We start from the raw sequence: 26,242 nt of genomic DNA on the forward strand, positions 1-26,242 counted from the left end.
AGTTACACGCACTAACGACAGAGCGTTTCTTACCAGGTGAAGCGCGGGCCGACGAACCACTCGCGGTCGCCTGCCTTGGCCAGCTTCACTTCGCCACTCAGGCCCCAGTTCTGGTTGAACTTGGCGGTGGCACCGACGCGGCCGTAGAACTCGCCGTCCGGGTTGTAGCCGTGCTTCTTGCTGAAATCTTCGTAGCCGGCCAGCGCGTAGCCTTCCAGGTACGGGTTGAACGCGGTGCGCACGCCCACTTCAGTGGAGTAGCCATTGAAGTCCAGGCCGCGCTTCTCGTCGTACTTCTGATAGGCCACGCGGGCCACCAGGTCGGTGTTCGGTGCGATGCCGTAGTTGTAGCCGACACCCAGGCGCCACTGGTCGACGTCATTCTTGAAGCGGTCGGTTTCCTGCGCGCTGTAGTCGCCGAAGATGTGGAAGTTCGGGTGGACGGCCACCGAGCCCTTCACGCCCCAGCCATCGGCGTCGCCGCCCTTGGCATCGGTGTTCACGTAGCCGCCTTCAACGTAGTTGTACGACAGGCCATCGGCAGCCGATGCAGCGAACGGCAGGGCAGCCAGCAGACCCAGGGCAAGCAGCGAATTCTTGTTCATCGGGACACACCTTTAATTATTTTGGTTTCGTCGACCGCCTCCCGGGAGGGGGAGAGAGGAGAGGCGGTCGACAGGTGTGAATTATCCGTTTGTTGGCGAAATCAGCCCTGAATATTGAACTGACCGGTACATGAATGAAGTTGCTGTTCAGGGAACTCCGGGGCTGGTCGACAGCAGCATGCTGCTGCATGCCAGGGTCACCTACCCGTCATGTCCCTTCAGGCGGCTGACACCTGTCACTGGTTCGGGAAGGCTCCGGCGCGAATAGTACGCGTCACCGCCCGGCGCCACTGCGCCGGCACTCACCCAAGGGGACCTGTCATGAGCCTGTTCCAGCAACTCCTTTCGCATACTCCGATCTGGGTCTGGGTGCTGATGGTGTTTCTCATCACCCGGGGCATCGCGGCCATGAAGCCCGGCGAAACCTCGTTGCCTACGCTGGCGATCGTGCCGGCGGTGTTCGCGGCATGGGGGGTGTGGTCCATCAGCCACCGCTACGGCGCATCGTGGTCGGCCTGGGGCGAGTGGCTGGTCGGCGTCGGCGCAGGAACGGGCCTGGGTTGGCTGTTGCTGCGCCGGGCGCGTGTGGCCATGAACAGTGCGACGGGACGGCTGTGGCGCAGCGCGGATTACAGCCTGCTGCCGCTGCTGCTCATCACGTTCCTGGTGAAGTATGGCTTCGAAACGGCGCTCGCAGTGTCGCCCGCGCTGAGCGCGAACTCAGGTTTCAGCGCTGCCTACCTGCTGCTGTCCGGTGGTTTCACCGGCATCTTCATCGGCCGCTACTGCCGGTATCTGTCGGCGGCACGCCTTGAGGGGCACAGCCGGATGGGGGCTGCCAGCTGAGGCGGGTGCACCCGGGAGGCGTCGCGCAGTGCCGTCACCCGGTGCCGGCTGCGGTCGTCGCCCCTGCGGCCTGCGCCAGCGCTGCCGCTGCAGCGTCACCCTTGCGCTCGCTGTAGCGATCCACCAGGTAGTCCGCCCGGCCCCGCGTCAACAGGGTGAACTTCACCAGTTCCTCCATGACATCCACCACCCGGTCGTAGTATGGCGAGGGCTTCATTCGTCCGTCCTCATCGAACTCCTGCCAGGCCTTGGCCACCGAAGACTGATTGGGGATGGTCAGCATGCGCATCCAGCGCCCCAACACCCTCAGGGTGTTGACGGTGTTGAACGATTGGGAGCCGCCACTCACCTGCATCACGGCCAACGTTCTGCCCTGCGTGGGCCGCACGCTGCCGTCCTCCAGCGGCAACCAGTCGATCTGGTTCTTGAACACGCCGGTGACGGTACCGTGCCGTTCCGGGCTGACCCACACCTGCCCCTCAGACCACTGCGACCACGCGCGCAGCCGCTGCACTGCGGGATGGCTCCTGTCCACGCTGTCCACCATCGGAAGCGCATGCGGATCGAACACCCGGGTTTCGCAACCCAGATGCTGCAGGAGCCGCTCGGCTTCCAGGGCCAGCTTGCGGCTGAACGACTGCGGCCTCAGCGAACCGTAGAGCAGCAGGATGCGGGGCGGTCCCAGATTCCCCGCGGCGAGCAGGCTGGGGTCGGGCTGGGGCAGCGAGGCTTCCCTCAGATTCGGCAGCTGGGTACTTGCGATCGTCTTATTCATTCGACTATTCTAGAAATATGGAAACGTCAAATGCAATCGTCGCGCTCACCGCGTTGGGCCACGCCACCCGCCTGGCGGCCTTCCGCCTGCTGGTGGAAGCCGGTCCAGCGGGGCGCGTGGCCGGTGACATCGCGGCGGCCCTGCAGGTGCCACCGGCCACACTCAGCTTCCACCTGAAGGAGCTGGTACAGGCCGGCCTGGTGGAGAACGAGAGCCAGGGCCGCAATGTCTGTTACCGCGCCAACTTCGCCGCCATGACCGGCTTGATCGAGTACCTCACGCACAACTGCTGCGCGGGTTCGCCGAGCGAGGAGTGCGGGCCCACTGCGCCCGCATGCAAGTGCTGAAGCCCGATCCAACCTCCTGCCATCACAACGACTGCACCATGACACGCAACGTCCTGTTCCTCTGTACCGGCAACAGCGCGCGCAGCGTCCTTGCCGAGGCCACGCTGCGAGCCTGGGGCGCTGAACGTTTCAATGCATTCAGCGCAGGCAGCCACCCCACCGGCCAGGTCAACCCATTCGCGCTCGCACAGCTGCAGGCCGAAGGAATCACCATCGATGGGCTGCGCAGCAAATCGTGGGATGAGTTCGTGGATGCTGCGCCCATGGACCTGGTGATCACCGTGTGCGATTCGGCTGCGGCAGACGCCTGCCCGGTGGTGTTTGGCGACTTCATTCGCAGCCACTGGGGCCAGCCGGATCCGGCCGCAGTTGCAGGCAGCGATGCCGAGAAAGCAGCCGCGTTTGCACGCGCGCATGCCATCGTGAAATCGCGGCTGCGTGCGTTGATCGATCTGCCCGGATCGTTGTGGTCCGACCGCGAGGCAATGCAGAACGCTCTGGATCAGATCGGCCGGTTGCAGCCGACCGACAGCACACCGTGACGGCGCCCGCGCGCATGCGCCTGTTCGAGCGCTACCTCACCCTGTGGGTCGCGCTGTGCATCGCGGCCGGTACCCTGCTGGGACACCTCCTGCCCGGCGCCTTTGCGGCACTGGCGTCCGCCGAAGTGGCCAAGGTCAACCTGCCGGTCACGGCACTGATCTGGCTGATGATCATCCCGATGCTGCTGAAGGTCGACTACGGCGCAATGCGCCAGTTGCAGCAGCACTGGAAAGGCATCGGCGTAACGTTGTTCATCAACTGGGCGGTCAAGCCCTTTTCGATGGCACTGCTGGGCTGGGTATTCCTGCGTCACCTCTTCGCGGAATGGCTGCCAGCCGGCCAGATCGACAGCTATATCGCCGGCCTGATCCTGCTGGCAGCCGCGCCCTGCACCGCGATGGTGTTCGTGTGGAGCAACCTGTGCCGCGGCGATGCGAACTTCACGTTGAGCCAGGTCGCGCTGAACGACGCGATCATGGTGGTGGCCTATGCGCCGGTGGTCGCGTTGCTGCTCGGCATGTCCGCGATCACTGTTCCGTGGGACACCCTGCTGCTGTCAGTGGGTTTGTACATCGTTGCACCTGCCGGTGTTGCCACCCTGCTGCGCCGCTGGATGCTTTCGCGCAGCGGCGAGGCCGGTCTGCAGCTGGCGCTGACCCGACTCGGCCCGGTTTCGCTGTCGGCCCTTCTACTGACACTGGTGCTGCTGTTCGGCTTTCAAGGTCAGCAGATCGTCGAGCAGCCGCTGGTCATCGCGCTGATCGCCGTGCCCATCCTGATCCAGGTCTATTTCACTTCGGGCCTGGCCTATCTGCTCAACCGTCGTCTGGGCGTCGCCCATTGCGTGGCCGGGCCGTCGGCGCTGATCGGCGCGAGCAACTTCTTCGAGCTGGCGGTCGCAACCGCCGTCGGGCTCTTCGGGGTGCATTCGGGCGCCGCACTGGCCACCGTTGTCGGTGTGCTGATCGAGGTGCCGGTGATGTTGTCGGTCGTTCGTATCGTGAACCGTACTGAAGGCTGGTACGAGAGGCAGGGTGCGGGTGACCGCGGGCGGTCGTAGAGGGCCGATGCCTGCTTCTGGCCCGCGCTGTCGCAATCGTCCAAGTTTCGCGGCACCCCGAAGCACTCAACCACGACTCGTGTCGCAAATTCCCCGAATGCGTGAGGCCCTTGCGCCATCAACGTCTGCGACTACTTAACCGTGTGCGAGGATGCTGAAAGCGTCGAGCATCGTGGGTTGAATACAACTCGGCTCATTGGCGTTGCGCAGTGACACAGGTACAGATGCAGTGCCACCCAAAAAGGTGGCCGGGCATCGAAAACCCGTGGAGTTGCTTGATTACGGTTGCCAGCCGGTGTCACCTCGTGTGGTGCCGGCTGGCAACGCGTCCGCCGGCCATGGCGGGCGGAGCGTGGAGGCCTTGTGCCTGCCGGCCTAGCAACCTCCCGGTTTTCGAGCCACGTCTCCGCCCGCCACCTTTATCCGTGGCGGCTACCGTCTGTCCTGCACGGAGCCTCATCAATGACCACACCCGAGTTTCCCCCTCCGCATTCCGACAGCGCGCCGGCCAACGACGCCGATGCGACCCCCCAACAGTCCCCGTCCGACCCCAACACCTTCATCGCCACGCTGAAACGGATCGGCAGCGGCGCAGCCGCCGATGGCCTGCCCTGGCCGGAACGCCATCCGCTGCCTGGCCGTCAGCTGGCGCTGGCCGATGCCGACTGCGCGCACGCCGGCCTGCGGGTGGCGCTGGAGATGCTGCTGGCCGCAGAGCGTGTCCGGCAGAACGGGCCGGAGGAGCAGTACGTGGGCGATCGCGTGATGGAAGGACTGGTGATGGCCTGCCTGTCACTGTCAGTGCAGGCCGGCACCTTGCTGCGTCCGGGCTGACAGGGAGGTTTCGCGCACCCTCGGCCGCGTGATCCGGGGCCGGCCCGTGTGGTTATTCTTGCGGCCAGGCTTCTGCCACCGCCCGGGACTCTTCGCATGCGCCGACCCTTCCATGCCGCGATCCTTCTTGCCACCGTGCTGCTGGCCGGTCCTGCCCTCGCGCAGCACGCCAGCAGCGCACCGCCGCCCGCTGAACGCCTGCCCGACGTGGCACTGCCTGCGGCACTGGATCGCGTGCTGCGCGACTACGAGCGGGCGTGGAGCGCGGGCGATGGCAAGGCACTGGCGGCGCTGTTCGCCGAAGACGGATTCATCCTGCAGAGCCACCAGCCGCCGGTGCGCGGGCGCGACGCGATCGCGGCCGCCTACGCCGGACAGGGTGGAAGCCCGCTGCGCCTGCGTGCGCTGGCGTACGCGGTGGACAGGAGCACGGCCTACATCATTGGTGCCTACACGTTTGGCGGCAACGTCAGCGATACCGGAAAGTTCACGCTGACGCTGACGCGCGCGGGCGATGGACCCTGGCTGATCTTCTCGGACATGGACAACGGCAACGCGCCGCCACGGGCGCGGTGATCGGGCGTTGCAGTGGATCCACGCCATGCGTGGATATGCTGCACGCGTGATGCCAAGCAAGCTTGGCACCCACCAAAGCCTGTGTCCGGTCCGGCACCCGCATGGGGTACTCCCTGATGAAAAAACCCCGGCGCTTGGCCGGGGTTTTCGGTTACTTGAACAGCGTGTCCGGATACTCCGGCTTCTGTTCGCGCGCCAGCAATGCGCGCAGGCCCTCTGCCGGGGTCTGCTCGCCGTGCAGTACGGCGCGTACGCCATCGGAGATCGGCAGGTCGATGCCGTGTCGGCGTGCCTGACGCATCACCTCATCGGCCGTCTGCACCGATTCAACCACCTGCCCGATCTCGCGCACGGCATCCTGCAGCGTCTGCCCGCGGCCCAGGGCCAGGCCCAGGCGGCGGTTGCGCGACAGGTCGCCGGTGCAGGTCAGCACCAGATCGCCCAGGCCCGCCAGACCCATCAGGGTTTCCGGCTTGGCACCGATTGCCGCGGCCAGCCGCAGCATCTCGTTGAGGCCGCGGGTGATCAGGCCGGCACGGGCGTTGAGGCCCAGCTGCATGCCATCGGCAACGCCGGTGGCCACGGCCAGCACGTTCTTCATCGCGCCCCCCAGCTCGGCACCGACCATGTCGTCGCCGGTGTAGGCACGGAACGCCGGGCCATGCATCGCTTCGGCCACGGTCTGCGCGAACGCCGGCACGTCGCCGTGCACGGTGATCGCGGTGGGCAGGCCCTGGGTGACTTCCTTGGCGAACGACGGCCCGGTGACGACGGCCAGCGGCACGTCCTCGCCGAGGATCTCGCGCGCGACTTCATGCAGGAAACGGCCGGAGCCGGGCTCGAAACCCTTGGTCGCCCAGGCCACGCCGGCACCGGCCGGACGCAGCGGCGCCAGCGCGCGCACGGTCTCGTTGAACGCGTGCGACGGGGTCACCACCAGGATCCAGGCGGCACCGTGCACCGCCGACGCCAGGTCGGTGGTGGCATGCAGGCTGTCCGGCAGCGGGATGCCCGGCAGGTAGCGCGGATTCTCGTGGCGCTGGTCGATGGCCTCGACCACGGCGGCATCACGCCCCCACAGCACGGTCGGATGACCGTGCCGGGCGAGCAGGCTGGCCAGCGCGGTTCCCCAGGAACCGGCGCCCAGCACGGCGATCTTGTCAGCGGTAGTGCTCATCCGTGACGTCGCGACGGATTCAGGCGTTGCCGGCCGGCTCGGAGTCAGCCAGCGACGGTGCGTCGCCCTGCTCCTGGCGCTGGCGCAGGGTTTCTGCGTACAGGCCTTCGAAGTTGATCGGCTGCAGGAAGAACGGCGGGAAGCCGCCGGCCTGGATCAGATCGCTGACCAGCTGGCGCACGTACGGGAACAGGATGTTCGGGCACTGGGTGCCGAGCAGCACGTCGATCGACTGCGGGTCCAGGCCGACCAGGCCGAACACGCCGGCCTGCTTCACTTCGGCCACGTAGGCGGTGCGCTCACCGGCCTGGCAGGTCAGGGTGACGGCCAGCACGACTTCGAACGCGTTCTCACCCAGGCGCTGCACCTGCTGGTTCAGATTCAGCTGCAGCTCCGGCTGCACCTGGTCATTGAAGATGGTCGGTGCGTTCGGCGACTCGAAGGAGACGTCCTTGACGTAGATCTTCTCGACGGTGAAAGCGGGGCCGGTAGCGGCATCGACCGGCGCAGCGGCGCCGTTGGTGATCTCTTCGGACATTTCCAGTAACTCCAGGTGAATGCAATGAAAACTAGGGTCGAATTACTGCGATGGGGGCGGCATCAGGCCCATACAAGGCCGGATCCGCCACCTGCGGCAATCAGTTGCGGCCCTTGACCAGCGGCAGTTCGGCCTGCTGCCAGGCGGGAATGCCGCCCTCGAGCACGAAGACCTTTTCGAAACCGGCCTTCTTCAGCGCCTTGGCGGCGGTTTCCGATGCGTTGCCGTTGCGGCACACCAGAACCACCGGCGCCTGCTTGGCGCTGGCCACGAGCTTGTGCTCCGGGCCGAACGCGCTGGCCTGCGCATTTCGGCTGCCGGCGATGTGGCCCTTTTCGAAGTCACCGCTGGCGGACAGGTCCACCACCACCGTGCCGCCCGCATTCATCAGCTGGGTCAGTTCGGCGGGCTTGATGCCCTTGAAGCCCCGGAACAGGCGGCGGATTTCGGTGACGATGAGGGCCACGGTCAGGCCGACCAGGGCCGCGGACAGCATCGGGTTTCGGCCTGCAAAGGCCAGCAACTCTTCGTAATTCACTCAGGTCACGGGTCGATAAGCGGGCGCCGATTGTCGCACAAGCCGGACGCGGCCCGTCACTGCCCCTGCCACAGATCCGGCAGGCCGCCGGCCTGCCACCAGCGCTTGGCCTCGGCATCCCAGCGCCAGCGCTCGGTCACCACCACGGTGCGCTCGGCCTGGGTGTTCTGGTTGATGACGCCGATTTCCACCCGGCGCTCGACCTGGCCATCAGGAAGCGAGGCGCTGCTGCGCTCGCGGTAGGAGGACACCCGCAGCTGTGCGTAACGGTTGAGCTCGAACTCGGTGGGCGGCTTTTCCTTGCGCAGCACCGGATCCAGGTAGCCGATGGCGTCGTCCATGCTGCCCCAGCGGATCGTCGCCCCGTAGGCGATCTGGGTCTCTTCCAGCATCTTGCGCTGCTTGCGGCTCAGCTCGTCGGCACCGGCCATGGCGCTGACCAGCAGCAGGGAACACAACAGGATCTGGATGAGGCGGCGCATCAGGGGTTTCCGCAGGGCGTCAGCCTGCCATCCTACCCTTTGGCGAAGGCAACGAAGCGACCGCTGAACTCGGCAGCGGCCCGGCCGTCGGCGGCCGGCTGGGTAGCGATGATGCTGATGCGGGCCTTGCGACGCTGGCGGAAGGTGGCCAGGAAGGTGTCCCAGGCACCGCTTTCGGCCGCCTCGGCCTGCGCGTGCAGGTCTTCGTAGACCGGTGCCAGGTAGCGCAGGTTGCTGTCGGCCACGTAGACCTCGGCGTCGTGGCCGGCCAGGCGCAGGCGCAGGCTGACCAGCGCCCAGCCGGACAGGGTCAGCACCGAGGCCAGGCTGCCGCCGAAGGCGTTGCCCTTGTCGTTGACGTTCGCCGTCAGCGGCGCGGTGATGCGCAGCACGCCATCGGCATAGCCGTCCAGGCGGATCTGCATGGCACGGACCGCAGGCATGCAGTCCAGCACCTCCTGCAGGGAGGCCAACGAGGAGCTCAGGGCATCAACGGACATCGGAGCAGCAACCACGACAACGGCGGGCCCGCATAATGCAGGCAATGGATGACCATACGATACCCACTGGCAGCGCGTGCCGCGGCGCGGGCTGGACGCTGATCTCGCTGCGTCCGCAGGGCCAGCATGCGGCGCTGCGCCGCGCCGTTGCGGGGCTCGGCGGGCAGCTGGTGGCGCTGTCGCCGTGGCGGCTGCAACGCTTGCAGGGCCCTGCCGTGGTGGGCCAGCTGCAACGCGCGCTGAACTGCGATCGGGTGGTGTTCACCAGCCCCGCAGCCGTCACGGCGGCTGCCGCGCTGCTGCCGCTGCGCCCGGCGCAGCACAGCCCGTGGCTGACGGTTGGCGAGGGCACCACACGCGCGTTGCAGGCGCACGGCATCAGCGAGGTACACGCGCCGCAGCGGATGGACAGCGAGGGGTTGCTGGCCCTGCCTGTACTGGCGGCGGTACAGGGCCTGCGGATCGGGCTGGTCACCGCGCCCGGTGGCCGGGGCCTGATTGCCGCCCGGCTGCAGGCGGCGGGTGCCAGCATCGAACGTGCCGATGTCTATCGGCGCCAACCACTGCGCCTGTCGCCTCGCGCCCTGTCACGGCTGGGAGAGTGTTCTGCGCCCTGGCTGATGGCGGTCAGCAGCGGTGAAGCCCTGCAACGTGTGTGGGAGCAGCTGTCGCCGCAGTGGCAGCAGCGGCTGCAGGCCCATGCCACCGCGCTGGTCGCCAGCGAACGGCTGGGCGTGCAGGCGCAGGCGCTGGGCCTGCGGGTGGTACGCAGCGCGGGGCCGACCACCCCGCAGTTGATCGCCGCTGCACACACCACGCTCACCGGGCCGGCAGCGACCTGAACAGGGACGTGGGTCACGCTTGCCGCTGTCGTCGGCAACAGGGATGCTGTGCCTGACGCTGCCTGCCGGAACCCTTCCGGCGACGCCGCCGACAAGGAAGCCTGATGAACGACACCGCCCCCGTTTCCCCACCCCGCCGCTCCCTGCGCTGGCTGCTGCTGCCGCTGGCGGTGGTGGCCGTGCTCGGTGCAGGGAGCTATGCCGGTTGGCGTTTCTGGCAGCAGCAACAGCATGAGCAGGAAGCACAGTCGCGGACGATGGCGGTGCAGTTGCAGGGCCTGGAGGCCACGCTGGATGCGCTGCGTCGCGACCAGCGCGCAACCAGCCAACGCCTGCAGGACGCGGCCGCAACCAACCGTGTGCTGCGCGACGAGATGCTGGGCCTGTCGCAGCGCAGCGCGCTGCTGGAGGAAAACCTCGCCAAGCTCGCCGACAGCGCCAACCAGGGCCGGCAGGCCGTGCAGCGCGACGAGGCCGAACTGCTGCTGACCCAGGCCGCACAGCGCTTGAACTACGCCGACGATGTCGAAGGTGCCCGCCGTCTTTATGCACAGGCCGCGACCGCGCTGGCCGCGCTGCCCGACAGCGAGGGCCTGAACCTGCGCCAGGCGCTGGTACAGGAGCGCGATGCCCTCGATGCGTTGGGTGCCGGACCCCGCGTTCAGGCGCTGCAGCGACTGGATGCGTTGGCCGGCGCCCTGCGGGGGCTGCCGACCCAGGTGGCCAGTACGCCGGCCGGCGACCAGACGCGACCGTGGTGGCAGGCCGCTTTGGCGCCCTTCGTCGATATCAGCCCGAGCCGCCAGAACGGTCCGCTGACCGCCGCCGAACGGCGCAACGCCGACGATGCACTGCAACTGGAACTGACCCTGGCCCGGGCGGCGATCGAGCGCGGCGACCGTGCCGGCCGTGACGCCGCGCTGTCGCGCGTGGAGCAGTGGGCACAGCGGCGCTGGCCGGATTCACCGGCCCTGCGCGCGCAGCGTGCTGAACTGCAGGCCTTGCGCGAGCTTCCCCTGCAGACCAGCAACACCGTCCTAGGCAGCACCCTGCAACAGCTGCGCACCCAGACCGACCGGAGGCTACCCGAATGAAACCCCTGCAATCCCTGGTCGTGCTGTTGCTGGCCGTGGCCATTGGTGTGGTCGCCGCGCAATGGCTCGGCACCGACGATCTCAACCGCTACGGCGAAGTGATTCTGCGCTATGGCGGCTACGACTATCACAGCAACCTGCCGAAGGTGGCGCTGCTGACGGTGATTGCAGTGCTGGTGCTGTGGCTGCTGTGGAGCCTGATCGCCGCACCGTTCCGTGCGTGGGGCCGCTACCGCCGCAAGCAGGGCCGGGTGCGCCTGATCGATGGCCTGCAGGCTTACGAGCACGGGCAGTGGCAGCGTGCGGAAAAGCTGCTCGACGGCGCCGCCAAGGATCCGGAAGTGAGCGCGGTGGCGCTGGCCAATGCCGTGCGCAGTGCACAGGCACGTGCTGACGCCAGCGCAGGTGAGGCGCTGCTGCAGCGGCTGGGTGAATCCGATGCCACCCTGCAGGCGCTGCTGCGCGCCGAGCAGCTGCTGGCGCGCGACCTGCCGGTGGACGCGATCAACGTGCTGGACGTGGCCGCGATCCAGCCGCTTCCGCCGCGTGGCCTGTGGCTGCGCACCGAGGCACTGGCCCGCGCCGGTCGTGCGCACGAAGCGTATGGACAGCTGGGCGCCCTGCGTCAGAGCAAGGTGCTGCCGGCCGAATCCAACAGCGAACTGGAAGCGCGCCTGGCCGCGCAGGCGCTGCTGGAAGCGGCCGACGTCAATGCGTTGGCCGCGCAGTGGGAAGCCACGCCGAAAGCGCTGCGGCCGACCCCCGACGTGGTGGGCGCCTATGCCAGCCGCGCGGTGGCGCTGAACTGGGACGAGCCGGCGCTGCTGGCGCTGGAGCACGCCCTGGACCAGCGTTGGGACGACGAACTGGTGGCCCTGTATGGCCGCCTGCCCGCCGAACGCCTCGCCACCCGCCAGGCCAACCTGCAGCGCTGGCGCAACGTGCATGACGATTCGGCGGCGCTGCGCCTGGCACAGGGCCGCGTCGCCCTGGCCCAGCAGCAATGGGACGCTGCCGATACGTTCCTGCACGAAGCGATCGCCAGCGGCGCCGGTGCCCCGGCCTGGGAAGCGCTGGGTGAGCTGTTCGCCCAGCGGGGTGAACATGCCCTGGCTGCACAGTGCCTGGCCAACGCGCTGCGCCTGCAGCGCGGCGAGGACAGTGTGGCGCTGGTGCGCACGGCAGGGGCCGGTGCCGATGAAGTGCCGCCGCGCGCCACCGTGGAAGATCTGCCGACGGTGCCGCAACCCCCGGTGTACAACGCCAACGAAGAGCGCGACGAGTTCGGCAACCCCCGTCTTCCCTGACCGGTGCAGTGCCGGCGAAGGGTCGGCACCCCACCGGGTCCGCAACGAAAAAGCCGCCCATCCGGGCGGCCTTTCCATGTACAGCCTTCTGCAGCGATCAGCGATCAGCGCTCGACGATCGCCACCACGCCCATGCCGCCTGCCGTGCAGATCGACACCAGCGCGCGGCCGCCGCCGCGTTCGGCCAGCTGCTTTGCGGCCGTGGCGATCACACGCGCACCGGTAGCGGCAAACGGGTGACCGGTAGCCAGCGACGAGCCCAGCAGATTGATCTTGTCCGGATCGATGCGGCCCAGTGGTGCCTCCAGGCCCAGCCGGTTGCGGCAGTAATCCTCGCTCTCCCACGCGCGCAGGGTGCACAGCACCTGTGCGGCAAACGCTTCGTGGATTTCGTAGATGTCGAAGTCCTGCAGGGTCAGGCCGTTGCGCTTGAGCATCTCGGGCACGGCCACGGTCGGTGCCATCAGCAGCCCTTCGCCGTGCACGAAATCGACCGCCGAGACATGCGCATCGCGCAGGTAGGCCTGCGGCTCGTGCCCGTGGGCGCGGGCCCATTCCTCGCTGGCCAGCAGCACCGCCGCGGCACCATCGGTGAGCGGCGTGGAGTTGGCGGCGGTCAGGGTGCCGCGGCCGGACACCTTGTCGAACGCAGGCTTCAGCGTGGCCAGCTTTTCCAGCGAGGTATCCGGGCGCAGGATGTTGTCGCGCTCCACGCCGCGGAACGGCGCGATCAGGTCGTTGAAGAAGCCACGCTCATAGGCGGCGGCCAGCTTCTTGTGCGAGGACACCGCCCACTCGTCCTGCGAGTCGCGCGAGATGTTCCATTCCTTGGCCATGTCCTCGCAATGATCGCCCATGCTCTTGCCGGTGCGCGGTTCGGCCACGCCCGGGAACTCGGGCTTGAGCTCGGAGAACTTGAAGCCGGAGGTCAGCGCGCGGATCTTGTCGCCGGTGCTCTTGGCGCGGTTGGCGGCCAGCAGGCGTGCACGCAGCTTCTTGCCGTACACGATCGGCACGTCGGAAGTGGTGTCCGACCCGCCGCCGATGCCCGATTCGATCTGGCCCAGGGCAATCTTGTTGGCGACGGTGATGATGCTGTCCAGCGACGTGCCGCAGGCACGCTGCAGGGTGATGCCCGGGGTGAGCGGCGACAGTCCGGAGGACAGCGTGGCTTCGCGGCCCAGGTTCCAGTCGCTGGAGTGCTTGATCACCGCACCCATCGCCACTTCACCCAGCTGCTGGCCGTGCAGGCCGAAGCGTTCGACCAGCGCGCCCAGCGTGCGTACCGACATGCCGAGGTTGCCGACATCCGAATACGCGGTGTTCTGGCGGCAGAACGGAATGCGGACGCCACCGAGAATGGCGACGGGACGAGCGTTGGGCATGGAGATACCTGGCATGGATGAGGGTGTCTGCAACATGGCCTGCACGACAGAGCAGGCATAATGGGGCCAAGTGTAGCTGCCGCCCTGTGATGGGCCAACCGTGGAACCATGAGCAAACCCGACCCCGCGATGAATGCCCTTGGCGTGCTGGCCCTGGAACTGGCCGGCGGCGAGATCCCCCGCCAGGCGGTACTCAGCGCAGACCAGGCCGGTGAACTGGCCGAGCGCGTCGGCCGCGACCTGTCCAAGCTGGTACCGGCCGTGGCCGAGCTGGACCTGGTCCTGGCCGCCGCCCATTTCGACCCGGCCGAAGTGCTGCGCCCGGGCTGGCCGATCCATCGCCGTCTGGAAGAACTGCAGATGCGCGCGCCGGGCCGCAACCAGGGCCCGCGGCTGCTGGCCTTCGGTACCGATGCCAATGGCGATGTGCCGCTGCCGTTCCAGGCCGATTCGACGCTGGTGGGTGGCGGCCTGCGTGTGCTGCCGTTCCTGCTGACCGGCAGTGATGTGGCGACCACCCGTGCGGTGGCCGATGCGTTGGAAGAGGTGCTGCTGGCCAATGGCATGGCCCATGCCGATACCGCGCTGATGGCGCAGAACAGTTTCGGTGCCCGCATCGAGCATGCGCGCTATTTCACCGTGAACGACCTGGCCGCGATGATGTCGATGCAGTACGACAACCAGGGCCTGGCCGCGCTGTGGCCGTTGATCGAGACCGCGATCATGGCGCCGGGCGAGGATGAATGGCTTGAGGCCGCACCGGAGCCGTTGCTGCGCTACAGCCATGGCGAGGCGCGCATGGCGTTGTTCGATCCGGCCGGCTGGTGCGCCCACTACAGTCATGACAGTGGCGACTGCGATCGCCTGCAGGGCATCTACGAGCAGTTCCTGATGCGCCAGCGGCAGATGGCGGCAGTGCTGGAAGCACACGGTGTGCCGGTGCTGTTCGTGCATTGCGAGGCGGGACAGGACGCGCGCGAGCTGCTGGCGCGCTGATCGGCGCATGCATTCCGCCGGGCATGGCCCGGCGCTACCGTGTTCCGATTCGGCGGGTGCATTCCGCCGGGCATGGCCCGGCCTTACGGGGCCTTCTGGATCACTGCGCAGGCCAGGCGCGCACCGGCGTTGCCGGTCGGCTGGCTGGTGTAGTCATCCGGATCGGCGTGGACGATCAGGCCACGGCCGATGATGTCGAAATCATCGCCCTTGCCGATGTTCACGTTGCTCGACACCGGGCCATCGATGGTGGCCACGCCCTTGTCGTCGGCCTTGATGTTGGGCATGTCGCCACCGTGGTGCGGATCACTGGCCACGCTGCCATGGTCCTGCTTGCCCGGGTTGAAATGACCGCCGGCGCTGGTGCCGTCTGGCGCACTGCAGTCGCCCTTCTCGTGGATGTGGAAACCGTGTTCGCTGCCGGGCTTCAGGCCACTGATCTGGCCCGTGACGTGCACTTTGCCGTCAACCCACTTGAAGGTGACGCTGCCCTTGGTCTCGTTGCCCTGGGTGGGTGCCAGCTCGGCCGTGGCCGAGGCATCGGCGGTGGACGCCGGTTCTGCAGCGGGCGCCGGTTCGGTGGTTGCGCTCTCGGCCGGCGCGGCCGGCGGCGTCTCGGTCTGCGGGGTGTCGGCCGGCTTGCCGCAGGCCGCCAGGCCCAGGGCGGCGATGGCCGCGAACAGCGAAGTATGGATCAGACGCATGGATGCTCTCCTTGGAAGATGGCCGGCGGCGATCAGCGCGTCACGCGGATCACGCCGCAGGCGATGCGAACGCCGGCATTGCCGGCAGGCTGGCTGCGATAGTCATCGGCATTGGCATGCACGACCAATGCGCGTCCTGCGATATCGGTGGCGGCGCCTCCGCCCAGAGTAACGCCCTTGAGGTGGATGTCGACGTTGGCGCGGCCCTGGGCATCGGCACGCAGGTTGTCGATGTCGCCCAGGTGATGCGTTCCGGCACCGGCGCGACCGTGCGCGACGCCGCCGGGATTGAAGTGATTGCCCGCACTGCTGGCATCCACAGCGCTGCAATCACCACGCTCGTGGATATGGAAGCCTGCCTGCTGCATCGGCTGCAGGCCACCGACCAGGCCGGTGATATGTACGCCTGCCGGTTCGACCTTCAGCACCAGCCGGCCACTGACGATGCTGGCCGACGCCGGGGCCAGATTCGCCTCGGCCTGCTGTGCGGTACTGGTCACGACCGGCGGCGGTGGCGTGGGCTGCGGCTTCGGCGTACTGCCACACGCGGACAGCAGCGCGGCGGCGGACAGCGGAAGAAGGGCAGGTAACAGGCGCATCGAAGACTCCTTGCAGGTGACACTACGGACGGCATCGTCCATGAGGGATCAACGGTTCGGCAAGCGGATGCGAGGATCGCGTGCAGGGACCGTTCAATGGGGGCCGCGGCGGCGGCCTGCGCCCAGCTTGCGGGTCAGCGTGTTGCGGCCCAGGCCCAGCCGCGCCGCTGCTTCCGCGCGGCGACCGTGGGTGATCTGCAGGGCAGCGTCCAGCAGGGCGTGATCGACGCGCTCGCGCACCTGCGCATGCAGCCCTTCCACGCCCTCCGCCAGTTGCCGCCGCGCCCACTCCGACAGCAGCGCCTCCCACTGCCCCGGGTCGGTGCCGCCGGTGCTGCTGCGCCGGGTGCGTGCCCGGTTGAGCGCGGTATCCACGTCGGCCACGCCGATGGTGTCGGCGGCGGCCAGTGCGGCCATCCGCCAGCACACGTTCTCCAGTTCGCGCACATTGCCCGGCCAGTCGTGCTCGCGCAGCGCCTGCAGTGCAGCGGCGGTCAAGCGCTTGGTCGGCGTATCCAGCCGGCGTGCGGCCGCCGCCAGGAAGGTGGTGGCCAGCTGCGCGATGTCCTCGCGGCGCTCACGCAGCGGCGGCAGCTGCAGGCGCACCACGTCCAGGCGATGCAGCAGGTCGGCGCGGAACAGCCCCTGCGCCACCCGTCCTTCCAGGTCCTGGTGGGTCGCTGCGATCACGCGCACATCGACACGGATCAGTTCGCGACCGCCGACACGGAAGAACTCGCCCTGCGCCAGCACGCGCAGCAGGCGCGTCTGCAGCGGCAGGGGCATGTCGCCGATTTCATCGAGGAACAGGGTGCCACCGTCGGCCTGCTCGAAGCGGCCGATGTGCCGGCGCTGTGCGCCGGTGAATGCACCGGCTTCATGGCCGAACAGTTCACTCTCCAGCAGCTCGGCGGGAATGGCGGCGGTGTTCAATGCCACGAACGGGCCCTGCGCACGCGGCGATTCGCGGTGCAGCGCGTTGGCCACCAGCTCCTTGCCGGTGCCGGTTTCACCGGTGATGAGCACCGCCAGCGGCGCCTGCGCGAGCCGGCCGATGGCGCGGAACAGCGCGCGCATCGGCGGCGTATCGCCAACCAGCTGCGGCGACGGGTCGGCGGAGGCCTCCGTGGCCGGTACCGGCGCGGCCAGTGCCGGCGCGACCGCCGGCAGCACGCGCTGGGCCAGCGCTACGGCATCATCCAGATCGAACGGCTTGGACAGGAATTCGTGCGCGCCGCCGCGGAAGGCGCCCGCCGTGCTGGCGACATCGGTGTAAGCCGACATCACCACCACCGGCAGCTGTGGCAAGGCAGCCTTGAGCTTGTCGAGCAGCACCAGGCCGTCATCGCCGGGCATGCGCACATCGGTGAACAGCAGTGCCGGCGGAGAGCCCTCGGCCAGCGCCTGCAGGGCGGCGGCGGCGCTGTCGAAATCATCGACCCGGTAGCCCGCCTCGCGCAGCGCGGTGCACAGCACGAAGCGCACGGCGCGGTCATCGTCGACCACCCAGATCCGCTGGGGTGAAGGGGACGCGTCAGACATCGCGCGGGGCCTCCTCGGCCGGAACGGTGCCGCTGCCGATCGGCAGCAGCAGGGTGAATACGGTATGGCCGGGCCGCGAGCGGTAGGTCAGCGTGCCGCGATGCTCGCGCGCGACCTGCTGGGCCAACGCCAGGCCCAGGCCGGTGCCTTCGGCGCGCCCACTGACCAGGGGCAGGAACAGGTGTTCGGCCAGCTCCTCGGGTACGCCACGACCGTCGTCGGCGATCTCCAGCCGCAGCGCCAGCGTATGCAGCCGCTCGGCAACCCGCGCACCATGCTCCACGCGCGTGCGCAGGGTGATGGTGCCCGCGCCGGCCTGGATCGCATTGCGCACCAGGTTCCACACTGCCTGGGTAAGGCGGTCGGCGTCGCCATCCAGCTCGGGAATGCTGGGGTCGTAGTCGCGTTGCAGGCGCACCGCCCAGCCCGCTTCGTTCTCGGCCAGGCGCAGCACGCGCTCCAGTGCTGCATGGATGTTCAAGGCGGCATGCGGTGCGGCCGGCGCCGGCGACAGCAGCTGGTCAAGCAACCCGTTGAGGCGTTCGATCTCCGAACCGATCAGTTCGATCAGTTCGCGCTCGCTGGCATCGCGCTGTGCGGCACGGCGCGCCAGCAGCTGCGCCGCGCCTTTCAGGCCAGCCAGCGGGTTGCGCAGTTCGTGGGCCAGGCCCTTCAGCGCCGCGCTGAGTGCGCTCGGCAAGGCCTGGGTGGGGTCAAGCCCGGGGAACTCATCGACCGGATGCGCCTCCAGCAGCCAGCCGCCATCATCACGGCGGCTCATCCAGCCTTCGGCGAAGCGGGGTGCCTCTCCCGGTACCGCCAGTGCCAACCGGTGCAGGCGCAGGCTGTCACGCTCGTCGCGGGCCAGGAAGTGGGCCAGCGCCTCTCCCTGCACCTCCAGCGCCGCCAGGGGCTGGCCCAGCAGGCGACGGCCGCTGACGCCCAGCCAGCGGCCGAAGGCCGGATTGCAGCCGGTGATGCGACCGTCGGCAGCGGCCCAGGCCAAGGGGGTACCCAGGGCATCAAGGGACGGTGGCGGCGCGGGGTCGGACATTGCACCAATGTAGTGCAAAAGCGTGGCGGATGCGTTCCTTCCGCAGCCCGGAGCGCCCCGCCGGGCTACAGCTTCATGCTGAGGCCGACGAAGACGGTGCGGCCGGGGGCGGGCGAGAACATCGGCCGGGCACTGTCCCAGAAGAAGCTGTCGTACCACGCGTAGGCGTACTCACGTCCGGTGACGTTCTTCAGCTGCAGGTCCACGCTCCAGCGCGGATTGATCCGGTACGCGGCAGTAAGGTCGAGCACGGCGAAGCCGCCGAACCTGCCGGCCACGTTGCGCTCTTCCAGGTAGTAGTCGCCCTGCGCGCGCGCCTGCAGGCCCAGCCGCAGTGCCTGGCTGGCCTGGTAGTCCACGCCCAGGTTGCTGATGTGGCGCGGGGTGGCGGCCACTTCGCGGCCCTGCAGGGACACGCCGGGGGCGCGGTTGTCGCGGGTGATCTTCGCTTCCTGGTACGCATGCGAGGCCCACACCGTCCAGTCGTCGCCCACCTGCAGGCTCAACTGCGCGTCCACGCCACGGCGCCGGGTCTTGCCCAGGGTGACGGTGGTGCCGGTGGCCGGCATGTTGGACACCTCGTTCTCCGCATCCTGCTGCCATATCGCCAGGCGGGCCTGGGCGCCGTCAAAGGGCTGGAACTTCAGGCCCAGCTCCATGCCGGTGTTGGTGGAAGGACGCATCGGCGTCTGCCCGGGCGTGAGATAGGCCGGCGCGGTGGCGCCGGTCAGCACCTGGAACGTGCGGCCCCAGTTCGCGTAGACGTGGGTGGTGTCGCCCAGGCTGTGGATGACGCTCAGCTTGGGCTGGCCGATGGTGCCGTAGTCCTGCAGCCGCCCGCGGGTGCCATCCATCAACCGCGTACGACCATTGAAGCGGTCCACGCGATAGGCCGGCACGATCTTCCAGGCGGCGGCTGGCTGATAGATGGCCTGCAGATAAGCGCCCACGTTGTCGAAGCTGTGGCGGTCGTCGTTCTGCACGCGGGCCGGCGGGCGGGTGAAATCGGTGGGTTCGGCGTAGGCATACCGCTCGCGGATGTAACCGTTGTCCTGCTGCTCGTAGTTCAACCCGCCCTCCACCGTCAGCGTGGCTGCGGGCTGCCAGGTAAGCGTGGTGAGCAGGCCGGCCTGGCGCTCGTCCCACAGCCGCCGCTGGCGCGGCAGGTTGCCGGTGGGCAGGTCGCTGAAGGTCACGCGCCGATCGTCCTGGTAACGGTTGTAGTACAGCCGGGTGCCGAGAACGAGCGCGTCGGACAGCTTCAGGTCCAGATGCGCAGCGAACTGGCGCATGTCGCGGTCGTCGCCGTCATGGGCGTTGCGCAGGTCGCTGCCACGGCGGTGCGTGCGCAGTTCCTCGGCCGTCATGAAGCCGGGCTCGTCCGCCTCGTGGTGATAGGCGCGCGCGGTCAGGCCCACGCGCAGGCCATCGTCCAGTGAACCGTAGAACCACTTGCCACCCAGCGAGTACTTCCTGGAGGTGTCGTGCTCGCGATAACCGTCGCTGGCCTGGGTGCCGATGAAGTAGTTCTGCGCGAAGCCGTTGGATTCGCGGCCCACCGCCAGCTGCGCATCGCGCGTGTTGTAGCTGCCATAGGCCAGCCGCGCATCGGTGTAACTGCCGCCCTGGCGGGTGCCGAAGTTCACGTTGCCGCCGATGTTGTGCAGCCCATAACGCGGATCGTTGGTCCCGCGCACCACCTCGATGTAGCTGATTTCCAGCGGGAACAGCATGTCGATGAAGCGCTGGTTGCCGCTGTTGACGTTGCTCGGGATGCCATCGATCAGGGTCTTGATGGCATTGAGGTAACCCTCGCCATTGAAAGCGCGGAAGCTGACCTTGCCCGACTCGGCACCCTGGCGTGTTTCGGTCAGCTGGATGCCGGGCATCTGCCCCAGCAGTTCCCAGCTGTGGGACACGGTGCGGTCTTCAATCTGGTCTGCGCCCAGAACGTCAACGGAGGTGAGTACCTGGTGCGCGCTGAGGGCGCCTTCCCGGTGCTGGTGGACATCGACCTTGCCCAGGGTGAGCGCCGCGTCGGCTGACTGCGCCAATGCGTCAGGGGCAAGGGGAGCCGCCGCCAGGGCGGCCAGCAGCGTGGGGGTCTTCATGGGGGAGGAGATGGAGTGCCAAAAATGAAACTTTATAACATTTCAGTTCTGGCAGCCATCGGGGACGCCGGTTTGCCGGGCGTCAGGCAGACGGATACCCGGTCGCTTCCCTGGCCTTCTTCCACGCGATTTCAAATTCGCGCGCGCTGATCTCGTCGTCGGAATCGAAATCCAGGAACGAGACGGGCTGGTCGGCCAGCATGAAACGGTCATCGCTCTGGCCGTTTTCATCGGCCCATACCAGCTTGGAGCCGTAGATCTCCACCTGGCGGACGATCCTGTCGCCCCGTGCTTCCATCAGCACGTTGCCCTTGCCGAGGCCCGATTCGGCCCAGTGCTTGTAGTACTTCTTTGCGTTCTTCATTGCCGGAGTCCTGGCTGTGGAGGCAGCCGGAGAGTTCAGAGGGCGGCATTATCGCCCAGCGGGCACCGCAGGGGCCCTGCGATGACCTGCCATTCGCCCGTCGATCACGGCAGAAGGCCCCGGCTCACCGCCGGGGCCCTGCACTCACTTCTGCTGCAGGAAGGCCAGCAGGTCCTGGTTGACCTTGTCCTTGTGGGTTTCGGTCAGGCCATGCGGCGCACCCGGGTAGACGATCAGGCGGGCGCCCTTGATCAGCTTGGCCGACATGCGGCCGGCAACGTCGATCGGCACGATCTGATCGTCATCACCGTGGATCACCAGCGTCGGCACGTCGAACTTCTTCAGGTCCTGGCGGAAATCGGTTGCCGAGAATGCGGCGATCGAATCGTAGGTGTTCTTGTGCCCGCCCAGCATGCCCTGCGCCCACCAGGCGTCGATCATGGCCTGCGAAACCTTCGCGCCGGGGCGGTTGAAACCATAGAACGGGCCGGAGGGAATGTCGCGGTACAACTGCGAGCGGTTTTCCAGCTGCGCCTTGCGCAGGCCATCGAACACTTCGATCGGTACGCCGCCGGGGTTGTCGGCGGTCTTGAGCATGAGCGGCGGCACCGAGCTGATCAGCACGGCCTTCTTCACCCGGCCGGTACCATGGCGGCCGATGTAGCGCGCCACTTCGCCCCCCCCGGTGGAGAAGCCCACCAGCGTCACGTCATGCAGATCCAGCGTGTTGATCACCGTGGCCAGGTCATCGGCATAGTGGTCCATGTCGTTGCCTTCCCACGGCTGGCTGGAGCGTCCATGACCGCGGCGGTCATGCGCGATCACGCGGTAGCCATGGTCGGCCAGGAAGATCATCTGCGATTCCCAGCTGTCCGAGTCCAGCGGCCAGCCGTGGCTGAAGGTGACCACCGGGCCATCCTTCGGACCCCAGTCCTTGTAGTAGAGCTGCACGCCATCGGCGGTGGTGAGGGTGCTGGCGGTACGGGCGACGGCGGTGACGGCGGTGGAGGGCGCCGCTTGCGCAGCCTGGGCGGACAGGCCGGCCTGCAGGGACAGAGCCAGGGCAGTGGCGGCCAGGGTGCGGGTGACGGTGTTCATGGTGGAATCTCCTGCGAAGTGAGTGGGTTTCGACAGGTCCACTTTGCGCCCCTTTCCGGGACTTTTTGCTACATAAAGTCCTTAAAGTTTAACCATTCGTCCGCCAATCCCGACGCCCACAACCGCATCCACGCGCGGGCATCGCCGCGGCCCGGTCTACGGTCAGCGGGCCGGCAGCGCCACGCCCTTCGGCCACAGCATCCACAGGCTGCCCTGCTGCTTCATGTCGCCGGCCAGCTTCCCGGCGGCATCACCGGTGCCCCAGTACAGATCGGCGCGGACTTCGCCGGCAATGGCGCCACCCGTATCCTGCGCGGCCACCGGGCGTACCAGCGGCGTGCCGTCCGGACGGGTGGTCGACAGCCACAGCAGGCTGCCCAGCGGTACCACGGTGCGATCCACGGCAACGCTGTAGCCGGCAGTCAGCGGTACGTTCAACGAACCGCGCGGGCCTTCCGGGCTGTCCGCGCTGCGCACGAAGAACACGTAGCTGGGATTGCTGCGCAGCAGCTCCGGAACACGCGCGGGATTGGCCTTCGCCCACGTGCGGATGGCGTCCATGGTGACGTCTTCCTTGCGCAGCTCGCCCTGCTCCACCAGCCAGCGGCCGATGGCGCGATAGGGATGGCCGTTCTGCTCGGCGTAGGCCAGCCGCACCTGCGTGCCATCGGCCAGGCGCACCCGGCCCGAGCCCTGGATCTGCAGCAGCTGCAGGTCCATCGGATCGGTCAGCCAGGCCAGTACCGGCGCCTTGGCACCCTTGCCGGCGATGGTGCCTGCGTCGTCATAGGGCTTGAGTACCTTGCCGTCCAGGCGGCCGCGCAGGCGCTTGCCCTTCAGTTCGGGGTAGACGCTGTCCAGCTGCACCACGATCAGATCATCGGGGGTGCCATAGACCGGCACTGTTGCCGTGTCCGTGCGGCTGAGGCTGCCGGGGTAGATCGGCTCGTAGTAGCCGGTGATCAGGCCTTCGGCCTGCTGGCCACCCGCACGCAGCGCATACACGTCCAGATCACGCTGCAGGAACTGGCGGATGGCGGCCGGGTCCTTGTCTGAAACCGCAGCGGCTGTGGCGCAGGGTCTGGCCCAGACCGCATCGTTCTTCAGGCGGGTGCAGCTGCTGCGCCAGGCGACGAAGCCGGCCTGCAGGTCGCTGTCCGAGACCGGTGGCAGCGCACTCCATTCAACCCTGGCGTAGGTGGCCGCAGCGGGCGTGGCAGCGGCAGGCGTGCCTGGGCGGGTGCCGGTGGTGGAACACGCGGCGAGCAGGGCTGCACCGAGCAGGAGGAGCAGCGCGCGCGGCAACGACTTAACAGTGATCATGGTCGCAATGTAGTGGGGCGGGTGCTGGCCCGGCAACCTCATGCAGGTGAAGCGCGGGCCCATGGCCGGCGGAAGCGGATCCCGCGCTGTGCGCTCGCCGGGCACGGCCCGGCGCTACCGGCATTCCGACCCGGCGCTGGCGGTCACGGCGTCTGCAGCAGCAGCGAGTACAGGATGCGCGCGTCTTCCGCATCCAGCGTCTTCGGCAGATCATCGCTGCCACGGAATCGACGGTGGAACGCGGCCACCGCCGCGTCCCTATCCTCCAGCGGGTAACCGAAGCGGGCCAGCGCATTCCAGGCATCGAAGCCTTCCGGTGCGGGGCCATCGCTGGCACGCGGCCACACGCCGAAGCCGGCCTCTGCCAGCTGCTGCCACGGGAAGAAACGGCTGGGATCCTGCTTGCGCGTCGGCGCCAGGTCGGCGTGGCCGATGACCTGCCGCGGGGGAATGTCCAGGCGCGCGGTGAGGTCGCGCAGCAGCACGATCAACGATTCGATCTGCGCCGCGCTGAAGGGTGTGCGGCCGTTGTTGTCCAGCTCGATGCCGATGGACGCCGAGTTGAGATCGGTGATGGTGCCCCATCGGCCCGTGCCGGCATGCCAGGCACGACGTTGATCGCTCACCAGCTGGTAGCGATGGCCATCGGCGCCGATCAGGTAATGCGCGCTGACCCGGCCGCCACTGTTGGCGGTGCGCAGCGTGCGCAGGCTCTGCTGCACCGAATCCTGTTCGGTGTGGTGGATGACGATGATGACCGGACCCCGCGCGTTGTGGTTCGGCGAGGGCACCCAGGTCGCGAGCGGATTGCGCGGCTCCGGCGGAGCGGACGCACAGGCGGCCAGCAGCAGGCAGGCCGAGAGCAGCAGGGACGTGCGGATCGGGGGCATGCCCCTGATTGTGCGCGATCGGGATGGATCGTGCATGGAGGGGCACGCGGCGCGTGGCCGGTGCCCTGACGGACGCAGCCGGGCATGGCCCGGCTGCACAGCGTGCGGGCGGCCCTTCCGGACCGCCCGCCCCTGCATCAGGCCTCGTACGCGGATTCGCCGTGCGAGGTGACGTCCAGGCCGGTACGTTCGGCCTCTTCGGTCACGCGCAGGCCGACCACCACCTTCACCAGCAGCAGGATGACCGCGGTCACCACGGCGGACCAGACCACCGTCAGGCCGACGCTGACCACCTGCACCCACACCTGGTGGCCGATATCCAGATCGGCCTTGGTGCCGCCCAGCGACTGCGCACTGAACACACCGGTGAGGATCGCGCCGACGATGCCGCCGACGCCGTGCACGCCGAACACGTCGGCCGTGTCATCCACCTTCAGCAGCCGCTTGAGACCGGTGACGCCCCACACGCAGACGGTGCCGGCGACGAAACCAATGACGATGGCACCCAGCGGCCCGACCGTGCCGCACGCGGGCGTGATGCCGACCAGGCCGGCCACCGCGCCGGAGGCCGCACCCAGCGCCGACGGCTTGCCCTTGCCGATGGCTTCCACCAGCGTCCAGCCCAGCACTGCGGCGGCGGTGGCCAGCACGGTGTTGAGGAAGGCCAGCGATGCCACGGTATCGGCCGCGGCGGCGGAGCCGGCGTTGAAGCCGAACCAGCCCACCCACAGCAGCATCGCGCCGATGTAGGTGAACGGTACGTTGTGCGGCTTCAGCGCGGTCTGGCCGTAGCCGAGGCGCTTGCCGACGAACCACGCGGCGACCAGGCCGGCAACGCCGGCGTTGATGTGCACCACGGTACCGCCAGCGAAGTCGATCGCGCCCAGCTCACCCAGGTAGCCACCGCCCCAGACGATATGCGCCATCGGGATGTAGCTGAAGGTGAACCACAATGCCGAGAACAGCAGCACCGCACGGAACTTGATGCGCTCGGCGAAGGCACCGACGATCAGCGCGGTGGTGATGCCGGCGAAAGTCGACTGGAAGGCGACGAACAGATAATCCGGCAGGCCCGCGATCGGCGTGTTGCCCACCGAGTCGGGCGTGAAGCCCTTCAGGAACGCGAACTCGGTGAATGAACCGAAGAACGGATTGCCGGCGCTGAACACCGCGCTGTAGCCGTAGGACACCCACAGCAGCAGCACCAGCGAGAACACCACCAGGATCTGGCTCAGCACGGACAGCACGTTCTTCGAACGCACCAGGCCGCCGTAGAACAGGGCCAGGCCCGGCACCACCATCAACAGCACCAGCAGGGTGGAGGTCAGCATCCAGGCGACGTCGCCGTGATCGAAGGCCGGGGCCGCAGCCTCGGCAGCCGCGGGAGCGGCGGCGGCCGGTGCCTGCAGCGGCTCGACCGCTACCGGTTCACTGCTCAACGGTGTCACCTGGGCCTGGGCGTGGGCGTTGCCCGGCCAGACGCCCGCGGCCAGCGCGCTGAGCAGCATCAGCAGGCACACGAGATGGAACCGGGCTTGCCACCCGGTAAGAAGGCGCATCTTCATTGGGGGAGTCTCCGGAAGGGGGTTACAGCGCGTCTGCACCGATTTCGCCGGTGCGGATGCGGATGACCTGTTCGACGGCGGTGACGAAGATCTTGCCGTCACCGATCTTGCCGGTACCTGCCGACGATTGGATCGCCTCGATCACCGCATCGGCGCGCTCGTCGGTGACCACGGTTTCGATCTTGATCTTGGGCAGGAAATCGACGACGTACTCTGCGCCGCGGTACAGCTCGGTATGGCCCTTCTGGCGGCCGAAGCCTTTCACTTCGGTCACGGTGATGCCCGACACGCCAGCATCGGAGAGGGCCTCGCGGACCTCGTCGAGCTTGAACGGTCGGATGATGGCGGAGATCAGTTTCATGCGCATGTCCCGATGGTGGATGGGGCCAGCGCGCCAACGCGCGATGGCATCAGGCAACCACGGGCCATCACATCGATGGCCGTGGCTGTTGCACCGGACACGAACGGGGCCGGGACGGTCGTGCCTCTCTCCTTGCACGACCGACGCGGGAGGGAGGGCGGCCCATGTCGCGTATCCGGTCTCTCT

General features: G+C 67.9%; 29 protein-coding genes. 10 read left to right on the top strand and 19 right to left on the bottom strand.

Annotated features, from left to right (window positions below; genetic code table 11):
• Nucleotides 1-29: 29 nt before the first annotated feature.
• Nucleotides 30-605 (bottom strand): OmpO family porin, encoded by a 576-nt coding sequence (locus AC06FB_RS11520; protein ID WP_065174160.1) that lies wholly within the window; start codon nucleotides 603-605, stop codon nucleotides 30-32.
• Between the two features lie 321 nt (nucleotides 606-926).
• On the opposite strand from AC06FB_RS11520, the gene AC06FB_RS11525 reads away from it, so the two are divergent.
• Complete coding sequence (locus AC06FB_RS11525; protein ID WP_180876382.1) at nucleotides 927-1,451, top strand: DUF6622 family protein; 525 nt, start codon at nucleotides 927-929, stop codon at nucleotides 1,449-1,451.
• A 34-nt stretch (nucleotides 1,452-1,485) separates the two neighbouring features.
• On the opposite strand, the gene arsH is transcribed toward AC06FB_RS11525, so the two are convergent.
• The gene (arsH, locus tag AC06FB_RS11530; protein ID WP_461289105.1) at nucleotides 1,486-2,226 is read right to left on the bottom strand and encodes an arsenical resistance protein ArsH; all 741 of its coding nucleotides are present in this window, start codon (nucleotides 2,224-2,226) and stop codon (nucleotides 1,486-1,488) included.
• A 17-nt stretch (nucleotides 2,227-2,243) separates the two neighbouring features.
• Here arsH and AC06FB_RS11535 point away from each other — a divergent pair, with 17 nt between their 5' ends.
• The 5 genes from AC06FB_RS11535 to AC06FB_RS11555 all read left to right on the top strand — a co-directional run bounded on the left by AC06FB_RS11535 (nucleotide 2,244) and on the right by AC06FB_RS11555 (nucleotide 5,586).
• On the top strand, nucleotides 2,244-2,573 hold the full coding sequence (locus AC06FB_RS11535) for an ArsR/SmtB family transcription factor (RefSeq protein WP_053518034.1): 330 nt from the start codon (nucleotides 2,244-2,246) through the stop codon (nucleotides 2,571-2,573).
• A 38-nt stretch (nucleotides 2,574-2,611) separates the two neighbouring features.
• A complete protein-coding gene (locus AC06FB_RS11540) occupies nucleotides 2,612-3,115 on the top strand; it encodes an arsenate reductase ArsC (protein WP_065182163.1) in 504 nt (167 codons plus the stop codon).
• 14 nt (nucleotides 3,116-3,129) lie between these two features.
• Nucleotides 3,130-4,176 carry an ACR3 family arsenite efflux transporter gene (gene arsB / locus AC06FB_RS11545; RefSeq protein ID WP_478053713.1) on the top strand — a complete coding sequence of 349 codons (1,047 nt, stop codon included), beginning with the start codon at nucleotides 3,130-3,132 and terminating at the stop codon, nucleotides 4,174-4,176.
• 462 nt (nucleotides 4,177-4,638) lie between these two features.
• The gene (locus AC06FB_RS11550) at nucleotides 4,639-5,010 is read left to right on the top strand and encodes a hypothetical protein (RefSeq protein WP_065174145.1); all 372 of its coding nucleotides are present in this window, start codon (nucleotides 4,639-4,641) and stop codon (nucleotides 5,008-5,010) included.
• A 96-nt stretch (nucleotides 5,011-5,106) separates the two neighbouring features.
• Nucleotides 5,107-5,586 (top strand): nuclear transport factor 2 family protein, encoded by a 480-nt coding sequence (locus tag AC06FB_RS11555; RefSeq protein ID WP_193395726.1) that lies wholly within the window; start codon nucleotides 5,107-5,109, stop codon nucleotides 5,584-5,586.
• Nucleotides 5,587-5,737: 151 nt separating this feature from the next.
• Here the strand turns inward: AC06FB_RS11555 and AC06FB_RS11560 are convergent, their stop codons facing one another.
• The 5 genes from AC06FB_RS11560 to AC06FB_RS11580 all read right to left on the bottom strand — a co-directional run bounded on the left by AC06FB_RS11560 (nucleotide 5,738) and on the right by AC06FB_RS11580 (nucleotide 8,821).
• Nucleotides 5,738-6,763 carry an NAD(P)H-dependent glycerol-3-phosphate dehydrogenase gene (locus AC06FB_RS11560; RefSeq protein WP_053518041.1) on the bottom strand — a complete coding sequence of 342 codons (1,026 nt, stop codon included), beginning with the start codon at nucleotides 6,761-6,763 and terminating at the stop codon, nucleotides 5,738-5,740.
• Nucleotides 6,764-6,782: 19 nt separating this feature from the next.
• Nucleotides 6,783-7,301 (bottom strand): protein-export chaperone SecB, encoded by a 519-nt coding sequence (secB, locus tag AC06FB_RS11565; protein WP_004153553.1) that lies wholly within the window; start codon nucleotides 7,299-7,301, stop codon nucleotides 6,783-6,785.
• Nucleotides 7,302-7,401: 100 nt separating this feature from the next.
• Nucleotides 7,402-7,839, bottom strand: a complete 438-nt coding sequence (locus AC06FB_RS11570) for a rhodanese-like domain-containing protein (protein WP_053518043.1) — start codon at nucleotides 7,837-7,839, stop codon at nucleotides 7,402-7,404.
• 56 nt (nucleotides 7,840-7,895) lie between these two features.
• A complete protein-coding gene (locus tag AC06FB_RS11575) occupies nucleotides 7,896-8,321 on the bottom strand; it encodes a hypothetical protein (protein WP_053518045.1) in 426 nt (141 codons plus the stop codon).
• A gap of 32 nt (nucleotides 8,322-8,353) precedes the next feature.
• Nucleotides 8,354-8,821, bottom strand: coding sequence for a YiiD C-terminal domain-containing protein (locus AC06FB_RS11580; RefSeq protein ID WP_053518047.1), 468 nt, complete (start codon nucleotides 8,819-8,821; stop codon nucleotides 8,354-8,356).
• Between the two features lie 35 nt (nucleotides 8,822-8,856).
• On the opposite strand from AC06FB_RS11580, the gene AC06FB_RS11585 reads away from it, so the two are divergent.
• From AC06FB_RS11585 to AC06FB_RS11595, 3 genes are all read left to right on the top strand, one after another.
• Nucleotides 8,857-9,663: a uroporphyrinogen-III synthase gene (locus AC06FB_RS11585; protein ID WP_461289108.1), complete on the top strand. Its 807-nt coding sequence runs from the start codon at nucleotides 8,857-8,859 to the stop codon at nucleotides 9,661-9,663.
• A 104-nt stretch (nucleotides 9,664-9,767) separates the two neighbouring features.
• Nucleotides 9,768-10,757 carry a uroporphyrinogen-III C-methyltransferase gene (locus tag AC06FB_RS11590; RefSeq protein WP_461289109.1) on the top strand — a complete coding sequence of 330 codons (990 nt, stop codon included), beginning with the start codon at nucleotides 9,768-9,770 and terminating at the stop codon, nucleotides 10,755-10,757.
• Nucleotides 10,754-12,064 carry a heme biosynthesis HemY N-terminal domain-containing protein gene (locus AC06FB_RS11595; protein ID WP_053518053.1) on the top strand — a complete coding sequence of 437 codons (1,311 nt, stop codon included), beginning with the start codon at nucleotides 10,754-10,756 and terminating at the stop codon, nucleotides 12,062-12,064. Before AC06FB_RS11590 ends, AC06FB_RS11595 begins: the two co-directional genes overlap by 4 nt.
• 104 nt (nucleotides 12,065-12,168) lie before the next feature.
• On the opposite strand, the gene AC06FB_RS11600 is transcribed toward AC06FB_RS11595, so the two are convergent.
• Nucleotides 12,169-13,464, bottom strand: coding sequence for an acetyl-CoA C-acetyltransferase (locus AC06FB_RS11600; protein ID WP_111186508.1), 1,296 nt, complete (start codon nucleotides 13,462-13,464; stop codon nucleotides 12,169-12,171).
• A 93-nt stretch (nucleotides 13,465-13,557) separates the two neighbouring features.
• On the opposite strand from AC06FB_RS11600, the gene AC06FB_RS11605 reads away from it, so the two are divergent.
• Nucleotides 13,558-14,445, top strand: coding sequence for a hypothetical protein (locus AC06FB_RS11605; protein WP_053518057.1), 888 nt, complete (start codon nucleotides 13,558-13,560; stop codon nucleotides 14,443-14,445).
• Nucleotides 14,446-14,528: 83 nt separating this feature from the next.
• On the opposite strand, the gene AC06FB_RS11610 is transcribed toward AC06FB_RS11605, so the two are convergent.
• The 11 genes from AC06FB_RS11610 to AC06FB_RS11660 all read right to left on the bottom strand — a co-directional run bounded on the left by AC06FB_RS11610 (nucleotide 14,529) and on the right by AC06FB_RS11660 (nucleotide 26,056).
• Nucleotides 14,529-15,149, bottom strand: a complete 621-nt coding sequence (locus tag AC06FB_RS11610; protein ID WP_277381273.1) for a superoxide dismutase family protein — start codon at nucleotides 15,147-15,149, stop codon at nucleotides 14,529-14,531.
• A gap of 32 nt (nucleotides 15,150-15,181) precedes the next feature.
• Nucleotides 15,182-15,748, bottom strand: coding sequence for a superoxide dismutase family protein (locus AC06FB_RS11615; RefSeq protein ID WP_053518061.1), 567 nt, complete (start codon nucleotides 15,746-15,748; stop codon nucleotides 15,182-15,184).
• 93 nt (nucleotides 15,749-15,841) lie between these two features.
• Entirely contained in the window at nucleotides 15,842-17,290 is a 1,449-nt protein-coding gene (gene ntrC / locus AC06FB_RS11620; protein ID WP_065174140.1) for a nitrogen regulation protein NR(I), read from the bottom strand.
• Nucleotides 17,283-18,344, bottom strand: a complete 1,062-nt coding sequence (locus AC06FB_RS11625; RefSeq protein WP_053518064.1) for a two-component system sensor histidine kinase NtrB — start codon at nucleotides 18,342-18,344, stop codon at nucleotides 17,283-17,285. The genes ntrC and AC06FB_RS11625 overlap by 8 nt, the downstream gene beginning before the upstream one ends.
• Nucleotides 18,345-18,409: 65 nt before the next feature.
• Nucleotides 18,410-20,455, bottom strand: a complete 2,046-nt coding sequence (locus AC06FB_RS11630; RefSeq protein ID WP_065182071.1) for a TonB-dependent receptor — start codon at nucleotides 20,453-20,455, stop codon at nucleotides 18,410-18,412.
• Between the two features lie 82 nt (nucleotides 20,456-20,537).
• On the bottom strand, nucleotides 20,538-20,819 hold the full coding sequence (locus tag AC06FB_RS11635; protein WP_053520269.1) for a hypothetical protein: 282 nt from the start codon (nucleotides 20,817-20,819) through the stop codon (nucleotides 20,538-20,540).
• A 144-nt stretch (nucleotides 20,820-20,963) separates the two neighbouring features.
• A complete protein-coding gene (locus AC06FB_RS11640; protein ID WP_065182072.1) occupies nucleotides 20,964-21,917 on the bottom strand; it encodes an alpha/beta fold hydrolase in 954 nt (317 codons plus the stop codon).
• A gap of 162 nt (nucleotides 21,918-22,079) precedes the next feature.
• Entirely contained in the window at nucleotides 22,080-23,240 is a 1,161-nt protein-coding gene (mltA, locus tag AC06FB_RS11645; protein WP_197572591.1) for a murein transglycosylase A, read from the bottom strand.
• A gap of 143 nt (nucleotides 23,241-23,383) precedes the next feature.
• Nucleotides 23,384-24,130: an N-acetylmuramoyl-L-alanine amidase gene (locus AC06FB_RS11650; RefSeq protein ID WP_277381270.1), complete on the bottom strand. Its 747-nt coding sequence runs from the start codon at nucleotides 24,128-24,130 to the stop codon at nucleotides 23,384-23,386.
• A gap of 137 nt (nucleotides 24,131-24,267) precedes the next feature.
• Nucleotides 24,268-25,695 carry an ammonium transporter gene (gene amt, locus AC06FB_RS11655; RefSeq protein WP_053520267.1) on the bottom strand — a complete coding sequence of 476 codons (1,428 nt, stop codon included), beginning with the start codon at nucleotides 25,693-25,695 and terminating at the stop codon, nucleotides 24,268-24,270.
• A gap of 22 nt (nucleotides 25,696-25,717) precedes the next feature.
• Nucleotides 25,718-26,056 (bottom strand): P-II family nitrogen regulator, encoded by a 339-nt coding sequence (locus AC06FB_RS11660; RefSeq protein ID WP_004134334.1) that lies wholly within the window; start codon nucleotides 26,054-26,056, stop codon nucleotides 25,718-25,720.
• Nucleotides 26,057-26,242: the final 186 nt, after the last annotated feature.

The organism is Stenotrophomonas sp. Steno-C15 (genome assembly GCF_056393265.1).

Excerpts from the sequence above, each read along its gene's own strand:
- AC06FB_RS11640 (WP_065182072.1), bottom strand. The coding sequence starts at position 21,917 with ATGAACACCGTCACCCGCACCCTGGCCGCCACTGCCCTGGCTCTGTCC.
- AC06FB_RS11610 (WP_277381273.1), bottom strand. The coding sequence starts at position 15,149 with ATGCGTCTGATCCATACTTCGCTGTTCGCGGCCATCGCCGCCCTGGGC.
- secB (WP_004153553.1), bottom strand. The coding sequence starts at position 7,301 with ATGTCCGAAGAGATCACCAACGGCGCCGCTGCGCCGGTCGATGCCGCT.
- AC06FB_RS11585 (WP_461289108.1), top strand. The coding sequence starts at position 8,857 with ATGCAGGCAATGGATGACCATACGATACCCACTGGCAGCGCGTGCCGC.
- AC06FB_RS11650 (WP_277381270.1), bottom strand. The coding sequence starts at position 24,130 with ATGCCCCCGATCCGCACGTCCCTGCTGCTCTCGGCCTGCCTGCTGCTG.
- AC06FB_RS11635 (WP_053520269.1), bottom strand. The coding sequence starts at position 20,819 with ATGAAGAACGCAAAGAAGTACTACAAGCACTGGGCCGAATCGGGCCTC.
- AC06FB_RS11615 (WP_053518061.1), bottom strand. The coding sequence starts at position 15,748 with ATGCGCCTGTTACCTGCCCTTCTTCCGCTGTCCGCCGCCGCGCTGCTG.
- mltA (WP_197572591.1), bottom strand. The coding sequence starts at position 23,240 with ATGATCACTGTTAAGTCGTTGCCGCGCGCGCTGCTCCTCCTGCTCGGT.
- AC06FB_RS11660 (WP_004134334.1), bottom strand. The coding sequence starts at position 26,056 with ATGAAACTGATCTCCGCCATCATCCGACCGTTCAAGCTCGACGAGGTC.
- AC06FB_RS11605 (WP_053518057.1), top strand. The coding sequence starts at position 13,558 with ATGAGCAAACCCGACCCCGCGATGAATGCCCTTGGCGTGCTGGCCCTG.
- AC06FB_RS11560 (WP_053518041.1), bottom strand. The coding sequence starts at position 6,763 with ATGAGCACTACCGCTGACAAGATCGCCGTGCTGGGCGCCGGTTCCTGG.
- AC06FB_RS11575 (WP_053518045.1), bottom strand. The coding sequence starts at position 8,321 with ATGCGCCGCCTCATCCAGATCCTGTTGTGTTCCCTGCTGCTGGTCAGC.
- AC06FB_RS11550 (WP_065174145.1), top strand. The coding sequence starts at position 4,639 with ATGACCACACCCGAGTTTCCCCCTCCGCATTCCGACAGCGCGCCGGCC.
- AC06FB_RS11540 (WP_065182163.1), top strand. The coding sequence starts at position 2,612 with ATGACACGCAACGTCCTGTTCCTCTGTACCGGCAACAGCGCGCGCAGC.
- AC06FB_RS11590 (WP_461289109.1), top strand. The coding sequence starts at position 9,768 with ATGAACGACACCGCCCCCGTTTCCCCACCCCGCCGCTCCCTGCGCTGG.
- AC06FB_RS11600 (WP_111186508.1), bottom strand. The coding sequence starts at position 13,464 with ATGCCAGGTATCTCCATGCCCAACGCTCGTCCCGTCGCCATTCTCGGT.
- AC06FB_RS11625 (WP_053518064.1), bottom strand. The coding sequence starts at position 18,344 with ATGTCCGACCCCGCGCCGCCACCGTCCCTTGATGCCCTGGGTACCCCC.
- AC06FB_RS11520 (WP_065174160.1), bottom strand. The coding sequence starts at position 605 with ATGAACAAGAATTCGCTGCTTGCCCTGGGTCTGCTGGCTGCCCTGCCG.
- arsB (WP_478053713.1), top strand. The coding sequence starts at position 3,130 with ATGCGCCTGTTCGAGCGCTACCTCACCCTGTGGGTCGCGCTGTGCATC.
- AC06FB_RS11555 (WP_193395726.1), top strand. The coding sequence starts at position 5,107 with ATGCGCCGACCCTTCCATGCCGCGATCCTTCTTGCCACCGTGCTGCTG.
- ntrC (WP_065174140.1), bottom strand. The coding sequence starts at position 17,290 with ATGTCTGACGCGTCCCCTTCACCCCAGCGGATCTGGGTGGTCGACGAT.
- AC06FB_RS11595 (WP_053518053.1), top strand. The coding sequence starts at position 10,754 with ATGAAACCCCTGCAATCCCTGGTCGTGCTGTTGCTGGCCGTGGCCATT.
- AC06FB_RS11535 (WP_053518034.1), top strand. The coding sequence starts at position 2,244 with ATGGAAACGTCAAATGCAATCGTCGCGCTCACCGCGTTGGGCCACGCC.
- arsH (WP_461289105.1), bottom strand. The coding sequence starts at position 2,226 with ATGAATAAGACGATCGCAAGTACCCAGCTGCCGAATCTGAGGGAAGCC.
- AC06FB_RS11525 (WP_180876382.1), top strand. The coding sequence starts at position 927 with ATGAGCCTGTTCCAGCAACTCCTTTCGCATACTCCGATCTGGGTCTGG.
- AC06FB_RS11580 (WP_053518047.1), bottom strand. The coding sequence starts at position 8,821 with ATGTCCGTTGATGCCCTGAGCTCCTCGTTGGCCTCCCTGCAGGAGGTG.
- amt (WP_053520267.1), bottom strand. The coding sequence starts at position 25,695 with ATGAAGATGCGCCTTCTTACCGGGTGGCAAGCCCGGTTCCATCTCGTG.
- AC06FB_RS11630 (WP_065182071.1), bottom strand. The coding sequence starts at position 20,455 with ATGAAGACCCCCACGCTGCTGGCCGCCCTGGCGGCGGCTCCCCTTGCC.